Origin of the sequence: Aliivibrio fischeri (assembly GCA_038993745.2) — a bacterium.
In the GTDB taxonomy this organism is placed as follows: domain Bacteria; phylum Pseudomonadota; class Gammaproteobacteria; order Enterobacterales; family Vibrionaceae; genus Aliivibrio; species Aliivibrio fischeri_B.
Genome location: CP160629.1, coordinates 1651490 through 1667851 on the forward strand (window position 1 = coordinate 1651490; position 16362 = coordinate 1667851).

14 protein-coding genes and 1 pseudogene are annotated in these 16362 nt (G+C 38.2%); 9 read left to right on the forward strand and 6 right to left on the reverse strand.

All coding sequences use genetic code 11. The annotated features are described in order from the left end of the window. The first annotated feature begins 54 nt into the window (after positions 1-54). Complete coding sequence (locus AAFX60_008025; GenBank protein XDF76728.1) at positions 55-1578, forward strand: hypothetical protein; 1524 nt, start codon at positions 55-57, stop codon at positions 1576-1578. A 196-nt stretch (positions 1579-1774) separates the two neighbouring features. Beyond that, the gene (locus AAFX60_008030; protein ID XDF76729.1) at positions 1775-1912 is read left to right on the forward strand and encodes a hypothetical protein; all 138 of its coding nucleotides are present in this window, start codon (positions 1775-1777) and stop codon (positions 1910-1912) included. 218 nt (positions 1913-2130) lie between these two features. Here the strand turns inward: AAFX60_008030 and AAFX60_008035 are convergent, their stop codons facing one another. From AAFX60_008035 to AAFX60_008050, 4 genes are all read right to left on the reverse strand, one after another. After that, complete coding sequence (locus AAFX60_008035) at positions 2131-4113, reverse strand: hypothetical protein (protein ID XDF76730.1); 1983 nt, start codon at positions 4111-4113, stop codon at positions 2131-2133. Between the two features lie 332 nt (positions 4114-4445). Further along, positions 4446-5294, reverse strand: a complete 849-nt coding sequence (locus AAFX60_008040; GenBank protein ID XDF76731.1) for an SIR2 family protein — start codon at positions 5292-5294, stop codon at positions 4446-4448. 258 nt (positions 5295-5552) lie between these two features. Then, a complete protein-coding gene (locus AAFX60_008045; GenBank protein ID XDF76732.1) occupies positions 5553-6710 on the reverse strand; it encodes a site-specific integrase in 1158 nt (385 codons plus the stop codon). Positions 6711-6719: 9 nt separating this feature from the next. Beyond that, entirely contained in the window at positions 6720-6878 is a 159-nt protein-coding gene (locus AAFX60_008050; GenBank protein ID XDF76733.1) for an Arc family DNA-binding protein, read from the reverse strand. 111 nt (positions 6879-6989) lie between these two features. Here AAFX60_008050 and AAFX60_008055 point away from each other — a divergent pair, with 111 nt between their 5' ends. The 5 genes and pseudogenes from AAFX60_008055 (at position 6990) to cdd (ending at position 11069) form a co-directional block, all read left to right on the forward strand. After that, a complete protein-coding gene (locus AAFX60_008055; protein ID XDF76734.1) occupies positions 6990-7412 on the forward strand; it encodes an Arc family DNA-binding protein in 423 nt (140 codons plus the stop codon). A 167-nt stretch (positions 7413-7579) separates the two neighbouring features. Then, on the forward strand, positions 7580-9004 hold the full coding sequence (gene sbcB, locus AAFX60_008060) for an exodeoxyribonuclease I (protein XDF76735.1): 1425 nt from the start codon (positions 7580-7582) through the stop codon (positions 9002-9004). Then, positions 9001-9350: pseudogene (locus tag AAFX60_008065) on the forward strand (CidA/LrgA family protein). The gene sbcB and the pseudogene AAFX60_008065 overlap by 4 nt, the downstream one beginning before the upstream one ends. Then, positions 9350-10024 (forward strand): CidB/LrgB family autolysis modulator, encoded by a 675-nt coding sequence (locus AAFX60_008070; protein XDF76736.1) that lies wholly within the window; start codon positions 9350-9352, stop codon positions 10022-10024. Before AAFX60_008065 ends, AAFX60_008070 begins: the two are co-directional and overlap by 1 nt. A 151-nt stretch (positions 10025-10175) precedes the next feature. After that, positions 10176-11069 (forward strand): cytidine deaminase, encoded by an 894-nt coding sequence (gene cdd / locus AAFX60_008075; protein XDF76737.1) that lies wholly within the window; start codon positions 10176-10178, stop codon positions 11067-11069. Between the two features lie 82 nt (positions 11070-11151). Here cdd and AAFX60_008080 read toward each other — a convergent pair whose 3' ends face one another. Then, on the reverse strand, positions 11152-12315 hold the full coding sequence (locus AAFX60_008080; GenBank protein ID XDF76738.1) for an amidase family protein: 1164 nt from the start codon (positions 12313-12315) through the stop codon (positions 11152-11154). Between the two features lie 216 nt (positions 12316-12531). On the opposite strand from AAFX60_008080, the gene purT reads away from it, so the two are divergent. After that, a complete protein-coding gene (purT, locus tag AAFX60_008085) occupies positions 12532-13707 on the forward strand; it encodes a formate-dependent phosphoribosylglycinamide formyltransferase (protein ID XDF76739.1) in 1176 nt (391 codons plus the stop codon). Positions 13708-13895: 188 nt separating this feature from the next. Beyond that, positions 13896-15086: an amino acid aminotransferase gene (locus AAFX60_008090; protein XDF76740.1), complete on the forward strand. Its 1191-nt coding sequence runs from the start codon at positions 13896-13898 to the stop codon at positions 15084-15086. 64 nt (positions 15087-15150) lie between these two features. Here the strand turns inward: AAFX60_008090 and AAFX60_008095 are convergent, their stop codons facing one another. Next, on the reverse strand, positions 15151-16344 hold the full coding sequence (locus AAFX60_008095) for a methyltransferase (GenBank protein ID XDF76741.1): 1194 nt from the start codon (positions 16342-16344) through the stop codon (positions 15151-15153). Positions 16345-16362: the final 18 nt, after the last annotated feature.

Sequence of the window (16362 nt, forward strand, 5' to 3'; positions counted from 1 at the left end):
CAGTCTCCTCTTAATGCTATAAACTAAAATGATTAAACTCTAAGGGCATTAGCAATGTTAATTTACGCATTAAGTAGAGATACAAACAAGCTTGAACATATCGATTCTGTTCCTAATGGATTGAAATGTAATTGCTTCTGTTCCGGATGTAATGACGCTCTTGTTGCTAAAAATAATTGCTCATCCAGTCGTAGCAATCATTTTTCTCACTACTCTAAGGATGAAAATCGAAATTGCTTAATGACTCAGCTTCATTTAGCTGCGCAACACCATTTTTTAAACGCAGAATATATAACACTTCCAGAAGTATCATTCCTATATAAAGATGAGTTCCTTACTAACAAAGCGATAAATTTAAAAGTTCTTTCAGCTCAATTAGAAACTAAAATGGATCGTTATTATGCAGACGTTACTATTGAAACTGAGATTGGTACTATTGCTATAGAAGTTTGCGTCACGCATAAAAATGAGCACGATAAAACTGCTTACTACCAACAGAACAAAATAGCCTCTATTGAATATGATTTGAGTTCGTATCTATCGAAAGATATTGATGAAGCGATAAAAGACTTAAATGAGTATGCCGTCGAAAGTACTTGGCTTTACGAATGGTGCCGAGATGAGCTAATTCAGAACCATAATGTCTTTTTAGCAAAAGAAAAAGTTCGTATTCACCAAAAACGGCAGCGCAGTGCTAAATTATCAATGACAAAACTAATGTTCGACAAACGAATCACCCTTCCTGACCTTACTCAATACTTTAAACATAAAATAGAAGGGACTCAGTATAGTGAAAATGTATCTGTTTTTACTCAGAAAGAAATTCAATTAACTGAAGTCTTTGAAGTAGCATCAACCCAAGAGTATTCATTGCTTAAGGGGAATTTAAACGAACACATTATATGGATAGCATTCCTCTTAGAGCAAAACCAAATCCCCGATGATATTGCGAAACTTGGTGGAAGTGTAATTATTCAAACTCCTTCCATAAATGAAAATGAGCAAGCTACTTGGAGTTGGTTAAAATACCCAAGACTTGCAAGAAGAATTGAACATACAAAAAAACAATTCATAAACAGATGCAAATTAAAAAAACAACTCAAACGTAATGTGAATTGGTTTTTATTAAATACAGACAATTTATATAAAAAAGACTATCAAACTTGGTCTAATTGGATGAAAAAAAATAAATTATCATCTCAAGTTTATCCTAAGCTTTCATATGTTCTACGCTACAAAAAAGAATATTCATGTTTGTGGATGTTTAATTCTTGGCATATTTTAACTCTCAGCTATTTAACTGAAATAATAGACAGTAAGCCACAAAATAGCATTATTTCTTACCGTGATATTTTTGATGACTTAGCACTGCGAATTGACTTACACGAAGACTTCTTAATACTAGAACAAAACCTAGCGGCTTTTGTAATAAAGGATGATGATAAAAGTCTTATCATTCGTGAAAGTATCATTGAAGAAGCTCTTCTCCCATTTAGAGAGTTAATGCAAATCTTATGCTTGCATGATGGTTGTAAACGTATAAACCCATTAATGTCTTCTTTAAGTTTAGGGAATTAATTTTTTATATGTGGTATTCATTCTCAACAAAGAATAAGGGTTCATTATGGAAAATAACTATCCTACAAATATGGCTTTTTCGTATTCAGTAAAGCCTTTACCATCGGCTACTCCAAGCAAAGAGATTTAAGAAGAACTTGGTGCTGATTACCCTAAATCATCAAAGCAGTTAATTTGCCATGATGAGGTTTTAGATATGTTTTGCCTTACCAGTAAAGCAGCTGTGTATATGTGGCGTAAGAACCGAGGCTTTCTAGCGTCTGTGACAAGAATGCCACTTAGATGGTTACGTTCTGCTGTTGAAGAGTGGAAGTTGAAGATTGGTTCTTCATAAAAAAGCTGTTGAGAATAATGGACATACCTCTAGAGATATCTTGAAGTAATCGAAGGACAATTGCATTGAAGCTTTTGGTCCTTCGATTACCAATTAACTATAACAAGCAAAGATAATTTACTTGATTAATCAAATCATGAATTAGCTCACGTATAGCAAAGTATCTTAACACAGTGTTTATTGTTTATACTGCCTACAGTCTTAGATTAAAATCAACTTTATACTGGCTCTGTAGTAAGTAAGTTAGCTCTGTGTACTGCATATGCATTTTCATATACCGTCAAGTCTACCGAACTTGGTAATAATTTACTAATCAACTTCGTAATAAATGCACTATAGACTTTTTCTTTGTCAATATCAGAATATATACGCCAGTACAGGGAGCTATGTCGATACAGATTAAACAGAGTATTGTAATGTTTTATACTAGTATAGTACTTCCATAAAATCTTATGGGCATCGTTAAACATAGACGTCATTCCCTGAGAAAAGCTAAACAGATAGCATGAGTGTAATAAACTCAACTCAATATTGGTCGGTTTGTACTCTTCACTCTTGGAAGACAAATTCGCTTTTTTTGTAACAGCTCTTAGCTTATTATACTGGTCTTTCCCAGGACAACCGATAACTCTATCTAACCAACGCATCTTAGCTTGCTCAGTATTTTCTAAGCCACTAATCTTTAGTGCCGCATTATTAGCGGCAATAAAACGCTTTTTGTTTCGGAACTTAACTTCCAACTTCTTAAGCTCGTTTATACTACTGCTTTCTAATTGACTTTCAAGTGTCAGTGCTGCGTTTGAGTTAGTAGCATCAAGCTTTATGATCTTTTGAGCATATTTTATAGTCTCATCTGTATCGTCTTTCTTTTCATAGAGAAACATTAAATTTGTTAGAGCTCGAATCTTTTCTAATTTAGTAAGGTACTTGCCTTCATCTAAAGATTTTTTTAGCAATTTTTCAGCTTGAGAAGATTTAGATAGCATTCTTGATGAACTACCTTCAAGTAGATCAAAAAATGCTAAAGACTCTATCTTATCCGATTCATTTGCTATTGCTTTGACCTGTTTAGAAAAAGAGACTATCTCTTTGTATTTTCTGGCACCTAATACTTGTCGACCGAACTCTCGGCAGGCCCTAAAAGATGCGTCAATATCCCGCCCTATATCCAATTCAATAGCACATTTCAACAGTTGCACTAATAGCACTTGAGTGCTACCTATTACTTTATCGTTTTCTATAAACTGATCTTTAGTTAATCTACAAAAGTTAATTTTCCCATTTCGCCAGTCATTTCCTAAATGTACATTTGAAACATTTTTGGATATTTCATAGACAGCCCTCAGTGTTAGCTTACTGTATACATAACCCCTTACTGCTGCTGGTAGTTTTAATAATCTTATCTCACCTGAATTCTGATTTTCAGCTAACATTGTTTGAGTTACTTTTTCTATCTCTACAAGTTCTAAGTCTAAAAGTGCTTCAAGGTGCTTCTTGTTATATGAGAAGTCTGAATTGCTCTTTCTCAAGTTAGCAAAAGTATCGCCATGCTCTAAAACAGCTAAGGTTTCCAATAATTTGTATGATCTTTTTAGCAGTTGTTCTTGGCTAGATTCTAAGAACTCTACTCGTTTTACAATTTCCTGAGGGAACTCCTCATTACCATCGTAACTATGCGACTCTGGCATAAAGTACTCTTCATAGAGCTCTTCAGGGGAAAAAAACTCAGAATCTCTTAAACAGCTTTCTATTGTAGATGGTACACCTTTAGAAATCTCTATGATGGCATCTATAGTGTTACTATCTAATGGCTTCGAGAGGCTGCTATGATTTTTAATAAATTCTTTTGAATCAAAAGATTCCAACCTTGAAAGCTCTAATTGAGTGAAACTGCCTCTTAATAACTTTCTACTAGCAACGATAACTCGAGACTTATCATTGAAGTCAGTCAAAATTGAAATTATATTTTCAAGCTCAAATAAGAAAGTTGATGCTTCCGCTGTCTTACTAGGGCCTCCTTCTACGCCATCAAAAAATATGATATGCCGTTGCTTCGGAAGCTTTTGTATAAAAACCTGTAGTGGGAAACCAACTTCATTCTCAACTCTTTCCAGTAATGCATCCTTACTTTTAACATCTGTCAGATCTATTCTGTAAATAAGGGCTTCAGAATAGTCACTGGTTGAGTTTAGTGTACACACAAACTCTTTGTGCCCAATCCCCCATTCGGCGGTAATGTTGAGACATTTATGCTCCTCGAAACTACGAATCAAGTAACTTCTTTCAGTACTCCTGATGAACGTATGTGCCTGATCGTAGTAATGTTTCCATGCTACGAGCGCTACACTATTATCTTCGAATGAGTGACTTTCAGACAGAGAATTATTAATAGTTGTATTCTTCGGGTTCTCCTGTGGAGCATTATTCAAATTATTAGAGGCATATTCGCTAGCCAGAATAGGTAAAAAATCATGACAATTTATCCCGCTAAAAGCTTTAAAACGCCCTCTTTGAAGAGCTGGCTTTACCGATTCTAGAAGATTGGAGTATTTACTATAAATAGTTTCTTCGTTTGATTCATAGAATGACCAGAGAATGTCAAAGTTGGCCCATTATCTTTAATAATAGAAAACAACACTTGAGTAAAGACGTCATCCCACCCACCATATCCTAAAACAACTAAAGTTTTATTATTTAAAAGTCTCATTAAAGACTGTTTAAATAACGGCCTTTCAATAGTCAGCTGAGCTGAAGTATGTAAGGTATCAGTGTCCAACCAGTACCCGTGAAAATGAACAATATTTACATTAGTGCTCTGAAATTGTTCTATATTACTATCACCGTGTAGCACGGTTCTTGTGGGAGATTGACCTAATTTAGTTAATGCAATGGAAAGCAACGGATCAAAGTTTGGTGTTAATACCATATTTGATACATTACTGGAGTTATTGAGTATTTCTGCAAGCCCTTGAGTTGCTGGCGGTATAGACCATAATTCAGATTTTTCTTGCAACTTCTTAAGTGCGTTAACATCGTTAATATCTATACCTTGCGTATCATCCATACATGCCGCTAATACAGCTTTGCGGATGATACCGTTAACTGTGTTAGGACTAGTATTTAACCTTAAAAACTCAAACGAGGCTTGATACTTTTCCGTGTCAGCTTGGATGTGTTCTACGGCCTTATGATACGAGCTTTTAGTCCGTGATCTTTCCGATACTTTATCTTCAATTAATTCAAGCATATCTTTAACGCCAGGAATACCTTGAACCTCTCCATAAGAACATGAAAGAGGAGAACCAATTAAGAAAACAATATCATTATCACTAAAATCTATCGCACTTAACAGTGCCTCTGTATCGCCAATTACAAAATTCACTTTAAAGCCCTCATTAAATGCAGATAATAAACCTAACCTATTGTATCACGTAGTTTTTTTGCACCAGAGCTAACTATGTTAAGTAAAGATATATGAAGTTGGAGTTCGATCATTAGCTTAGATATGGTAAACTGCGATAAACAAAATGTGAATAGGCTCCTATCCTAAATTGCCTTGGTACAAATACTAGATATTTACTGCGTTTATGCAGGTGCTTTGCGATGAGCCTAATAATGCATAAGTGCATAGCAGCCTCATTTACATTTTTGTAATTAACCTCTCCGCATAACACTCATACGCCTTTAACTGCTCATCTAACCAATCATGCTTATTGTATACGGATAAAACCCCTCCTAATTCATGGCCTAGCATCTTCTCCACCACATGAGGCATAACACCAAGCTCTGAAGCCCCTGTTGATAACGAGCGTCTAAAGTCATGCGTTCGCCAATACTCAAGCTTTAACGTCGCTCGTAAACGACGAATGTATTTGTTCGCGGCGGATATGGTTATCGGTATATTCAAATCAAAGCCAGGGAACAACACATCATCATAGGTTGCCATTACTCGTTCTAATATTGCTCTCACTTTAGTTGGTATTGGGCGACGGATCGGCTTACCTGTTTTACTTAACTCTTTAGGTACGGTCCAAATCCCTCTTTCCATATCAAAATGGCTTCTTCTTGCTAATCGCAGTTCTGAAAGTCGATTACCCCATAACATAGTCAGCTGGTGCAGTGTCTTATTGGCGGTACTTGCTTGCGTTCGTTCGATGGCTACCCAAATTTCTCTGAGTTCATCCCATGTTGGCACTCTTGTTCCTACTTCTGATGGCGTTCCTACATGGCGCTGATGCAACCGCTCAAAGTTTGTATTATCGATTAAGAACTTATGTTTACAGTAATTTAAGCAAGCTCGCATCTTGGCAAAGATTGAATTGGCCATTTTAGGATTCTTCTCTGCGATTTTATCTAACCACACCATCCACTCTCGCGCTGTTATGGTTTCTACATTCATTTCAGGGAACGCATCATAGAAGTAATTTTTGGCTACTGACACATACAGCTCAATTGTTCCTTTCTTTAGATGCTTTACGTGATTATCAAACCAGTAATCTAAACACTGATTTAAGGTTACAAATTCTGTCTCACCTGTTAGCGCTATTTCTGGGTTTCTGCCCTGCTCTCTTAACTCGATCATCTCATGGTGAATGCATCGCGCTTCTTTAATGCTGATGTTTGGGTAACGCCCGATTCTAATTCTTAGGTTTTTCTTATTGAATCGGCATCGATACTGAAAGGTTATCTTTCCTTTTGGGGTTATACGCGCCACTAAGCCTTCACCATCACTGAGTTCTGGCGTTCCTGTGTAGTTTTGCTTATGAATGGCTTTCAATTGCTTGTCTAAAATCGCCATGTTCTTGCCCTAAATTGATTGCTTAGTAAGTGACTGCGTTAGTCGATAGATGATTTCAGCATTCAATGAGCGTTGTGATTCTGCTGCTTTTCCTTTTAGCTCTGCTTTTAAGTCATCCGATAATCTTAATCCGTATGGATTCGGTCTTTTTGCTGTCTTTTGATTCATTGCTCCACCCCAATCTTTAATTTGATTTCAAATGGTATCCATTTGGCTACTATTGAATTATGGTAGCAATTGGCTACCATTGTCAAATTGTTCTATAAATTGGGTTAAATCATGACGGCAAGACCACCACAGATTAATGTTCGTGTCCCTACTGAACTTAAAGATCAAATTCATAAAGCTGCAGAACTTAATGGCCGCTCGGTTAACTCTGAGATTGTGAACCGCTTAGAGCAGAGTTTGATCCTGCATAGCGAGCCTGAAAGGTTAATTACTGCACAGCAAGCAAAGTTAATGGCTTTGCAGGCACAGCAGCATTTATTTGAAAATTTAAAAATTCGTTCGTTTACCGCTATTAATGATGCAATAAAGCTTGGTAAACTAAACACTGTGATTGATATCTCATATCTTGAAATAGAAGATGAAACAGACCAAGCAGTCTATGCTTTAGTACAACCATTACGCCAATTGCTGATTGAGTTGGGCTATGTGGTTAGTGAATTAAATTCGGACAGTATTTTCGTTGAATTTAAGTGATTTTTTGGACGCACTAAAAGTCAAAATTGGACACCGATTTGGACGAAAGTGTGAATATTAAGCGCTATTTATCTATATATGGCACGTTGAATAGATAGACTTTTAATACTTTAACTCCTTGTTTAATTAGGCATATTATATGAATACGATACTTTTGGAATATAGCCATGAATAGTAGTAATGACCCGTCCTTCTTCTTCTTTGATTATGAAACATGGGGAACTAGCCCTTCTCTTGATCGACCGTGCCAATTTGCTGGTGTCCGCACTGATGAAGATTTCAATATTATCGGTGAGCCTTTAGTTATTTACTGTCGTCCTCCGGTTGATTACCTTCCCTCACCTGAAGCGTGTTTGATTACGGGTATTACGCCACAAACAGCCGTTAATAAAGGGCTTTCTGAGCCAGAATTTATTGCCAAAATTCATCATGAATTATCACAGCCTAATACGTGTTCTTTAGGTTATAACAACATTCGTTTTGATGATGAGGTTTCTCGCTACACACTCTATCGTAACTTCTTTGAACCTTACGGTTGGAGCTGGCAAAACGGCAACTCTCGTTGGGATCTATTAGATGTAATGCGTGCGGTTTATGCACTTCGCCCTGAAGGCATTAATTGGCCTAAAGATGAAGAAGGCAGACCAAGTTTTAAACTGGAAAACCTGTCTGTTGCTAATGGCATTGAACACGCCAATGCCCACGATGCAATGGCCGATGTTATCGCAACCATTGAGCTAGCTAAAAAAGTAAAACAAGCACAGCCAAAAATGTTTAACTATTTGCTTTCTATGCGTAACAAGAAGAAAGCAGCGACATTAATCGACATAGTTGAAATGACACCACTTATGCATGTTTCAGGCATGTTTGGTGTAGATAGAGGTAACATCAGTTGGATTGTGCCTGTGGCTTGGCATCCAACTAATAACAATGCAGTTATTACCATTGATTTGGCTTTAGACCCAAGTGTTTTTCTTGAGTTGAATGTTGAAGAACTGCATCAGCGTATGTATACCAAACGTTCTGATCTTGGCCCTGATGAGCTTCCTGTTCCTGTTAAATTAGTGCATTTAAATAAGTGCCCTGTTCTTGCGCCTGCAAAAACATTAACTGCTGAAAATGCCGCTAATTTGAATGTTGACCGCGAAGCGTGTTTACGTAATCTTAAAGTGATACGTGAAAACCCTGAGATCAGACAAAAACTGATCGAGCTGTACAGTATTGAGCCAAACTACGAAAAATCAACCAATGTGGATACGCTTCTTTATGATGGTTTCTTCTCTCATGCTGATAAAGCGACCATTGATATTATTCGTCAATCAACGCCTGAACAGTTAATTGACTTTGAACCAAACGTGACAGACCCACGTATCAAACCACTGTTATTCCGATACCGTGCACGTAACTTCCCGCACACATTAAACGAAGCTGAGCAATTAAGATGGCACGCTCACCTTCAAGACTATTTTCAAACTCACTTGCCAGATTATGAAGCGAGTTTTGAAAATCTATACCTTGAGTCCAAAGGTAATGACAAAAAAGTGGCTATTTTAAAAGCCGTGTATAACTACGTACAACAATTAATATCATGATTAAATATCTTTATTCTTTCGCTTGGATCTTCGCCTCGTTGTTTGCTGGTAACGGCATTCAATCTTGGCTGAACATATCTGTTCCGGGAAGCATTATTGGAATGCTTATTTTATTCACCGCTATGGTTATCGGTATTTGCAAACCAGATTGGACAGCCACAGGTTGCCAATTTTTTATGCGCAATATGCTGATCTTGTTTATTCCTATTTCGGTAGGTTTAATGACCCATTTTGATTTGCTACTTAACAATGCAATTCCAATTATTGTGAGTACGGCGGTGGTTCATTATTAGTATTGGTTTGCTTGGCACTCTTTATCGACAAAATTGATAGAGGTAATAGCTAATGTGGGTCATTCTTACGCTTATCGTTTTTTACTCTGCTCGTTGGTTTGCAAAACGTTTCCCTCACCCAGTGAATAACCCGTTATTACTGAGTGTGTGTATTGTTATTCCTATCTTGATGGTTCTGCATGTACCTTACGAAACCTATTATGCTGATAATGCTTTCCTAAGTTACTTGTTACAGCCTGCGGTGGTTGCTCTTGCTTATCCTTTGTATGAGCAATTACCTCATATTCGAGCGAACTGGAAAATCATCTTGCTTGCATGTAGCGTTGGTTCGTTGTTCTCAATGATCTCTGGTGCGTTCCTTGCGGTTTGGATGGGAGCCGATATGCAACTGGTTGCGAGTATTTTACCAAAATCAGTGACAACGCCAATTGCTATGGCTATTTCAAGTCAGCTTGAAGGTGAAGCGGCAATCGCAGCAATCTTAGTACTTCTGGCTGGTTTGATGGGGGCTATTTTTGCTTACCCAATTTATAACATGTTGGGTATTAAAAGCTCACTTGCTCGCGGTCTAACAATGGGTAATGTTTCTCACGCATTGGGTACAGCTCAAGCTGCTGAAGAGAATCCACAAGATGCAGCTTTCAGTTCACTAGCCCTAGTTATTTGTGGGATCATCACTTCTCTCGTTGCACCGATTATCTACTCCTTCATGGTAATGATGAAATAATCGCGCTCAAAACAGCACCAATATGCTGTGACTTCTCTCTCATTGATGTAATTTATGTAACTTTACATCAATGAGTGTGATTTTGATCTATGTTTCCAGCTCAATTGTCACTAAAATGATCCTATAAGAACTTAAAAGGATCACCCTACTAATGACAAGACTACAACAACGCTTAGAAGAAGCCCTAGCTAACTTACCTGAAGCCCTGCGTACTTCATTAACACCAATAATTAATACTGAATTTAAAGGTGTAATTAGCAAGGAACAATTTCAATCACTACAAGCTGACAGCCAGCTAAGCGATAAAGAATTACGCTTAGCATTATTACCTCTTGCTGCTGCTTTCTCTGTTGCTCCTATTTCCAATTTTTATGTCGGTGCGATTGCTCGTGGTTTGACTGGTAACCTTTATTTTGGCGCAAACATGGAATACAACGATGTTCAACTTGGTCAAACTATTCACGCTGAACAGTCGGCAATTAGCCACGCGTGGATCCAAGGTGAAACGGGTATTTCTGACATCACAATTAACTTCAGTCCTTGTGGTCACTGTCGTCAATTTATGAATGAGCTAACAACCGCTGATTCTTTAATGGTTCAACTTCCTGAGCGTAATGAAAAATCTCTGCAAGAATACTTACCTGAGTCTTTTGGTCCTAAAGATTTAGGCATTGAAGGCGGATTACTTGCTCCTCTTTCGCACAACTTAGCGTTAGAAACTGAGTCTCCACTATTACGTAAAGCATTAGAAGCGGCAAACCGCAGTCATGCGCCTTACTCACATAACTTAAGTGGTATTGCGCTTGAGATGGAAAGTGGTGAAGTGTATTACGGCATGTATGCTGAAAATGCGGCATTTAACCCAAGCTTACCACCACTACAAGTGGCGCTGGTTCATGCAAATATGTCTCGTGAAGACATCTTAACGGTTAAATCAGCTGCGCTAGTTGAAGATCACAAAGGCGCTATTAGTCACCTTGCGATTACACAAAGTACATTAGAAGCACTCAATCCAGATGTAACTTTAGAGTACGCTTCTTTATAAGAAGTAGAAATTATTCTATAAATAGATGACTTAAAAGGAGGCTTTGTTGGCCTCCTTTTTATTTGATTAACATCTTTAATGTCTATTGATTACCCTGCCAACGAATAGCCACATCAATCAATTGTCTATCCATTCCTTTTTGCCCAACTAATGAAATACCCCATGGAGAATCATTCACAGTAAACCAAGGTAAATGCAGCTGAGGTAAATCCGCCAAGCTTGCCAACGAGGTGTATTTTAAGATTTGAGCATTCAATTTATATAACTGCTCATCCGTTGCCGTGATTGGTGGTGCAATATTGGCTGTTGTTGGCATAAGTAACAGTGTTTTTTCATCTAAGATGGATTCTAAAACAGAGATCACTAACTCTCTCTGCTCTAAAGCGATCCTTTCATCTTTATATTTTAAAGACGCAAGCCACTTCATCTGCATCTTTATTTCATTACCTACTGCCGCTTTGTTCTTTTCATACCACAGTTCTAAATTACGCAAACCTCGCGTTGCTGAAAGCACTTTGAAGCTCTCTGCCGCCTTAGTGGTAATAATTTTACTGATCGATTTGCTGCGTATCACTTCATAAGGAGAAGATTTAATTAATGTCTCTAATTTTGTTTTGGCTTCTTCTGGAATATCCGCAAATAAACTATCAAGGACGACAATACGTTCCACCGTCACTAATGGAGACATAGGGGTAAGCACGGTTGCCACTTTTCGTATATCCGATAAATTTTTTGCTACCCAGCCCAATGAAGTATCTTCTTTTGCAATACAATCGATACCTTGCATGTTTACCGCGCTGACTGATGCTTTAAATCCATATAAACCAGCATATAAAGCAGGAACACGAATACCACCACCAAAATCAATGCCTAAACCAATATCTGCATCGCCATTAACCACTGCTGCTACTGCACCACTCGATGAGCCGCCAATAAAGCGCCCTTCGCTGTTTTTATTTGGTATTGATGCATAGTGTGGATTGTGTCCATGTAAACCAAACCCAAATTCGTCCATTTGAGTTTTACCGACAAATATAGCGCCTTTTTTTAATATAAGATCAACGGCAGGAGCGTTCTCTTTCGCTTTTTTTTGCTCTAATAACCACGTTGGATTACCTTGGCCATTTGGCGTATTTTTTATATCAATGCAATCACTTACGACAAATTTTTTATTTTCTAAAAGGCCATAAAACGCCCATTGTTGTGACTCAACTTCATGAGAGACATACATGGTTTGCTCATCCATAATTCAGCGTACTGTTTAATTTCAAAAATGCAGCATACCAGTCACATAAATGAATACAATTTTACTCATTCTCATTATCAAGAAATTCATCAATAACGTGATCTGGCTTCCACCTTTAATTCCCTAGTATTTATAATGAATAAATAGCAAACGTTTGCGTATTTGATTAATTTTAGTATGATAGCGCCATCTTTCTTTATTACATGAGAATTTCATATGTTTGGTACAGCTCTGTCTTCTTCTGCAACAAAAGTATTATTACTTGGTTCTGGTGAACTAGGTAAAGAAGTGGCTATTGAATGTCAGCGTCTTGGTTTTGAAGTGATTGCGGTTGATCGCTACCTTAATGCTCCTGCAATGCAAGTTGCTCACCGCAGCTACGCAATTGATATGCTTGATGCCAAAGCCTTAGAAGAAGTCATTAATAAAGAACAGCCTGATTTTGTAGTCCCCGAGATTGAAGCGATTGCAACGGATAAGTTAGTTGAATTAGAGAAACAAGGCCTTAATGTTGTTCCAACAGCTAACGCAACAAAATTAACCATGAACCGTGAAGGTATTCGCCGTTTAGCCGCTGAAGAATTACAACTGCCGACGTCTCCTTATCGCTTTGTTGATAGCTATGAAGAACTTATTGAAGCGGTGAAATTTGTCGGTATGCCTTGCGTTATTAAACCGGTAATGAGCTCTTCTGGTAAAGGTCAAAGCGTTATCAAAACAGAAGCAGACATTCGTACTTCTTGGGATTATGCGCAAGATGGTGGGCGCTCTGGTGCTGGACGTGTCATTGTTGAAGGGTTTGTGGATTTTGATTATGAAATTTCATTATTAACCGTTCGTGCTATTGATGGTGTTCATTTCTGTGCGCCAATTGGTCATCGTCAAGAAGATGGTGACTACCGTGAATCATGGCAGCCACAAGTGATGACTGAAGCTGCATTAAAACAAGCACAAAATGCGGCAAAGAAAGTGGTAAACGCGCTTGGTGGTTATGGCTTATTTGGTGTAGAGCTTTTCATTAAAGGCGATAGCATTTACTTCAATGAAGTTTCCCCTCGCCCACACGACACAGGTCTTGTGACACTTATTTCACAAGAAATGTCTGAATTTGCCCTTCATGTTCGTGCATTTACTGGAATGCCAATTAATCAAATTACACAATACGGTCCTTCGGCATCGTCAGTAATTTTAGGTCAAGGCACTTCGACCAATATTCGTTTTGATGGCTTAACCGAAGCGCTTTCGCAGCCTCAAACTCAAATCAAATTATTTGGTAAACCAGAGATTGATGGACGTCGACGTTTAGGTGTTGCGATTACACGTCGTGATAATTTAGAAACCGCTATTGAGGATGCAGTAACGGCTTCAAATAAAGTTCAAGTGATCTATTAAGTTACAAATATGTATAGCAGAATGGTTTCAAATACCGTTCTGTTGTACTTTTTTAACCTTCTTATTCTTTTTTTACTGCTAAATCCATTTAATTTGCTTTTTTCGTTACCTAACCGTTGCAAACTTACAGGATTAACAGGTATAAATAAGCTAACTCTTTTATTTTACTTACACCATGGATGATGACTATGTTTGAAAAAATCGCTGCCGCTCCTGCTGACCCTATTCTTGGCTTAACAGATGAATTTAAAAATGACCCTCGTGCTGAAAAAATCAACCTTGGTGTTGGTATTTACAAAAACGAAGCGGGTCAAACTCCAGTTTTAACCACAGTTAAAAAAGCAGAAGCAGTATTGCTTGATACAGAAAAAACAAAGTCATACCTAACCATTCAAGGTACCGCAGAATACGGCCTTGCAGTACAAAAGCTACTGTTTGGCGCTGATGCACAAGTAATCACTGAAAAACGCGCACAAACAGCTCAAGCTCCAGGTGGTACTGGTGCGCTACGTGTAGCTGGTGAATTCATCAAACGTCAACTTGGCGATGTAAAAATTTGGATCAGTAACCCTACATGGGCAAACCACATTGGTGTATTTACTGCTGCTGGTATTGAAACAGCGCAATACACTTACTACAACGCAGAAACGAAATCTAAAGACTTCGCTGCAATGCTAACGGATTTACAACAAGCGGAAGCTGGTGATGTGGTTCTTCTACACGGTTGTTGTCATAACCCTACTGGTATCGATCCAACGGCTGATGAGTGGGAAGAGCTAGCTAAACTGTGTGCAAATAAAGGTCTACTGCCATTATTTGACTTTGCATACCAAGGTTTTGCAAAAGGTGTTGAAGAAGATGCGGCTGGTTTACGTACTTTTGCTCAATACTGCCCAGAGCTACTTGTAGCAAGTTCATTCTCTAAGAACTTTGGTTTGTATAACGAACGTGTTGGTGCATTTACTCTTGTTGCTAAAGACGCAACGGTTGCTGCGGATGCATTCTCTCAAGTTAAAGCTATCATCCGTTCTATCTACTCTAACCCACCTGCTCACGGTGCTGCTGTTGTTACGCATATTCTTAATGATGATGCGCTACGTGCAGAATGGGAACAAGAAGTCGCTGAAATGCGTGACCGTATTCAAGAGATGCGTACTTTGTTTGTTACAACACTAAAAGAGCAAGGTGTGGATGCAGACTTTAGCTTTATTGAACGTCAAAACGGTATGTTCTCTTTCTCTGGTCTTTCTAAAGAGCAAGTAAACCGCCTGAAAGAAGAATTCGCAATTTACATCGTTGGTTCTGGCCGTATCAGTGTTGCTGGTATGACAAAAGACAATATGCTTCCTCTATGTAAAGGTATTGCTGCGGTTCTTTAAGAATCAGAAGTAATTGTAAGACATAGAAAAGGCGCTTTAATTAGCGCCTTTTTTTATGCCAGTTTTACACTTTCTTAGCCTGAATCACAATATTTCTTGGGGTATCTTCTTTTAAACAAAACTCTCCGATACGAACCTTATAGCCTGCCTCTTCTAATAATAAGACACGATCCAAACATAGCCACACTTCCAATGGACGTTTAAATACTTGCTGCACTAAATCGCACTTTTCCATCACTACAAAAGCTTCTTTCCCTTTGTTTAACCAGTGAGAGAAATCAACGTCATCTGGTAATTGCAGCTTTTTATGCTCACTAGCCCATCGACAAAAAGCGTCAAAGCCATCACTTAATAAGGATTTTTTAATGCTTGGTACAGGGACATAATTATCATTGCCAGTAACAAACTGCTGCAAGGCATTAAACCCTAATCGATATTGCATTTCCTGCTCTCGATGATGCTGTGTGCGCTTCCCTGCGGTTACTGTCTCTTGCAGTGGCAATCGTAAATCTTCTTTAGATAAACGGATCTGCGCTTGTTTTGATAATGCAGACACTCCTTCATAAACCGATGACTGAGTTAAATGAAAACAGCAAGGAGATAAAGTAACAGCATCTATCGACTTATCTATGCCCTTTTGAATTAAACTTACGTGAAGATCACCACACGCATGCAACGCTATCGCATGTTGGTTAGGTTTAATCAGTTCAGATGCACTTATTGCCAACGCATCACCTTGAATAAACGTCATGTTTAATTGGTGTTTATCTGCGTATTCTTGACCGCGATGACATAAAGTATCTTGCCACTCTAATGTGGTGACAGGTTTACCCGATGCCACATTAAGGACTCGACCTAAATATCCTTTACCACCACACCACTCTAGCCATTGACCTTTAGGTTGTGAGTATTGAATACCTAACGCACTTAGGCTGGTAATTTGTTGCCACTTACGGCCGTTAATTCCTGAATCCAATCCCTTTGGCATCACTAGCGGAGCTGCTTGCAGTTGCTCAAGCTGGCTTAATGCATAAAGGTCATTAACTTCTGGAATAAAAACGGACAATGCTTGCGTTAGTTTTTCAGGGACTCGCTTTAATTCCTGCACTTCAGCCAGAGTTAATCCATCAAGCCAGTGGCTTAAATTTTCATGCGTGGTGCGCCATGGATAATCTGAACTATGAAAAGCAGAAAATTGCCAAAAAAAGACCGTCTGCGATAACAAACGGTCTATATTTAAAAACGGCTGAGAATGCATTATATGCCCCTGAAAATA

Bases quoted from the DNA above. Each gene is read 5' to 3' on its own strand.
- AAFX60_008025 (XDF76728.1), top strand. From the start codon at position 55: ATGTTAATTTACGCATTAAGTAGAGATACAAACAAGCTTGAACATATC.
- AAFX60_008030 (XDF76729.1), top strand. From the start codon at position 1,775: ATGTTTTGCCTTACCAGTAAAGCAGCTGTGTATATGTGGCGTAAGAAC.
- AAFX60_008045 (XDF76732.1), bottom strand. From the start codon at position 6,710: ATGGCGATTTTAGACAAGCAATTGAAAGCCATTCATAAGCAAAACTAC.
- AAFX60_008050 (XDF76733.1), bottom strand. From the start codon at position 6,878: ATGAATCAAAAGACAGCAAAAAGACCGAATCCATACGGATTAAGATTA.
- AAFX60_008055 (XDF76734.1), top strand. From the start codon at position 6,990: ATGACGGCAAGACCACCACAGATTAATGTTCGTGTCCCTACTGAACTT.
- sbcB (XDF76735.1), top strand. From the start codon at position 7,580: ATGAATAGTAGTAATGACCCGTCCTTCTTCTTCTTTGATTATGAAACA.
- AAFX60_008070 (XDF76736.1), top strand. From the start codon at position 9,350: ATGTGGGTCATTCTTACGCTTATCGTTTTTTACTCTGCTCGTTGGTTT.
- cdd (XDF76737.1), top strand. From the start codon at position 10,176: ATGACAAGACTACAACAACGCTTAGAAGAAGCCCTAGCTAACTTACCT.
- AAFX60_008080 (XDF76738.1), bottom strand. From the start codon at position 12,315: ATGGATGAGCAAACCATGTATGTCTCTCATGAAGTTGAGTCACAACAA.
- purT (XDF76739.1), top strand. From the start codon at position 12,532: ATGTTTGGTACAGCTCTGTCTTCTTCTGCAACAAAAGTATTATTACTT.
- AAFX60_008090 (XDF76740.1), top strand. From the start codon at position 13,896: ATGTTTGAAAAAATCGCTGCCGCTCCTGCTGACCCTATTCTTGGCTTA.
- AAFX60_008095 (XDF76741.1), bottom strand. From the start codon at position 16,344: ATGCATTCTCAGCCGTTTTTAAATATAGACCGTTTGTTATCGCAGACG.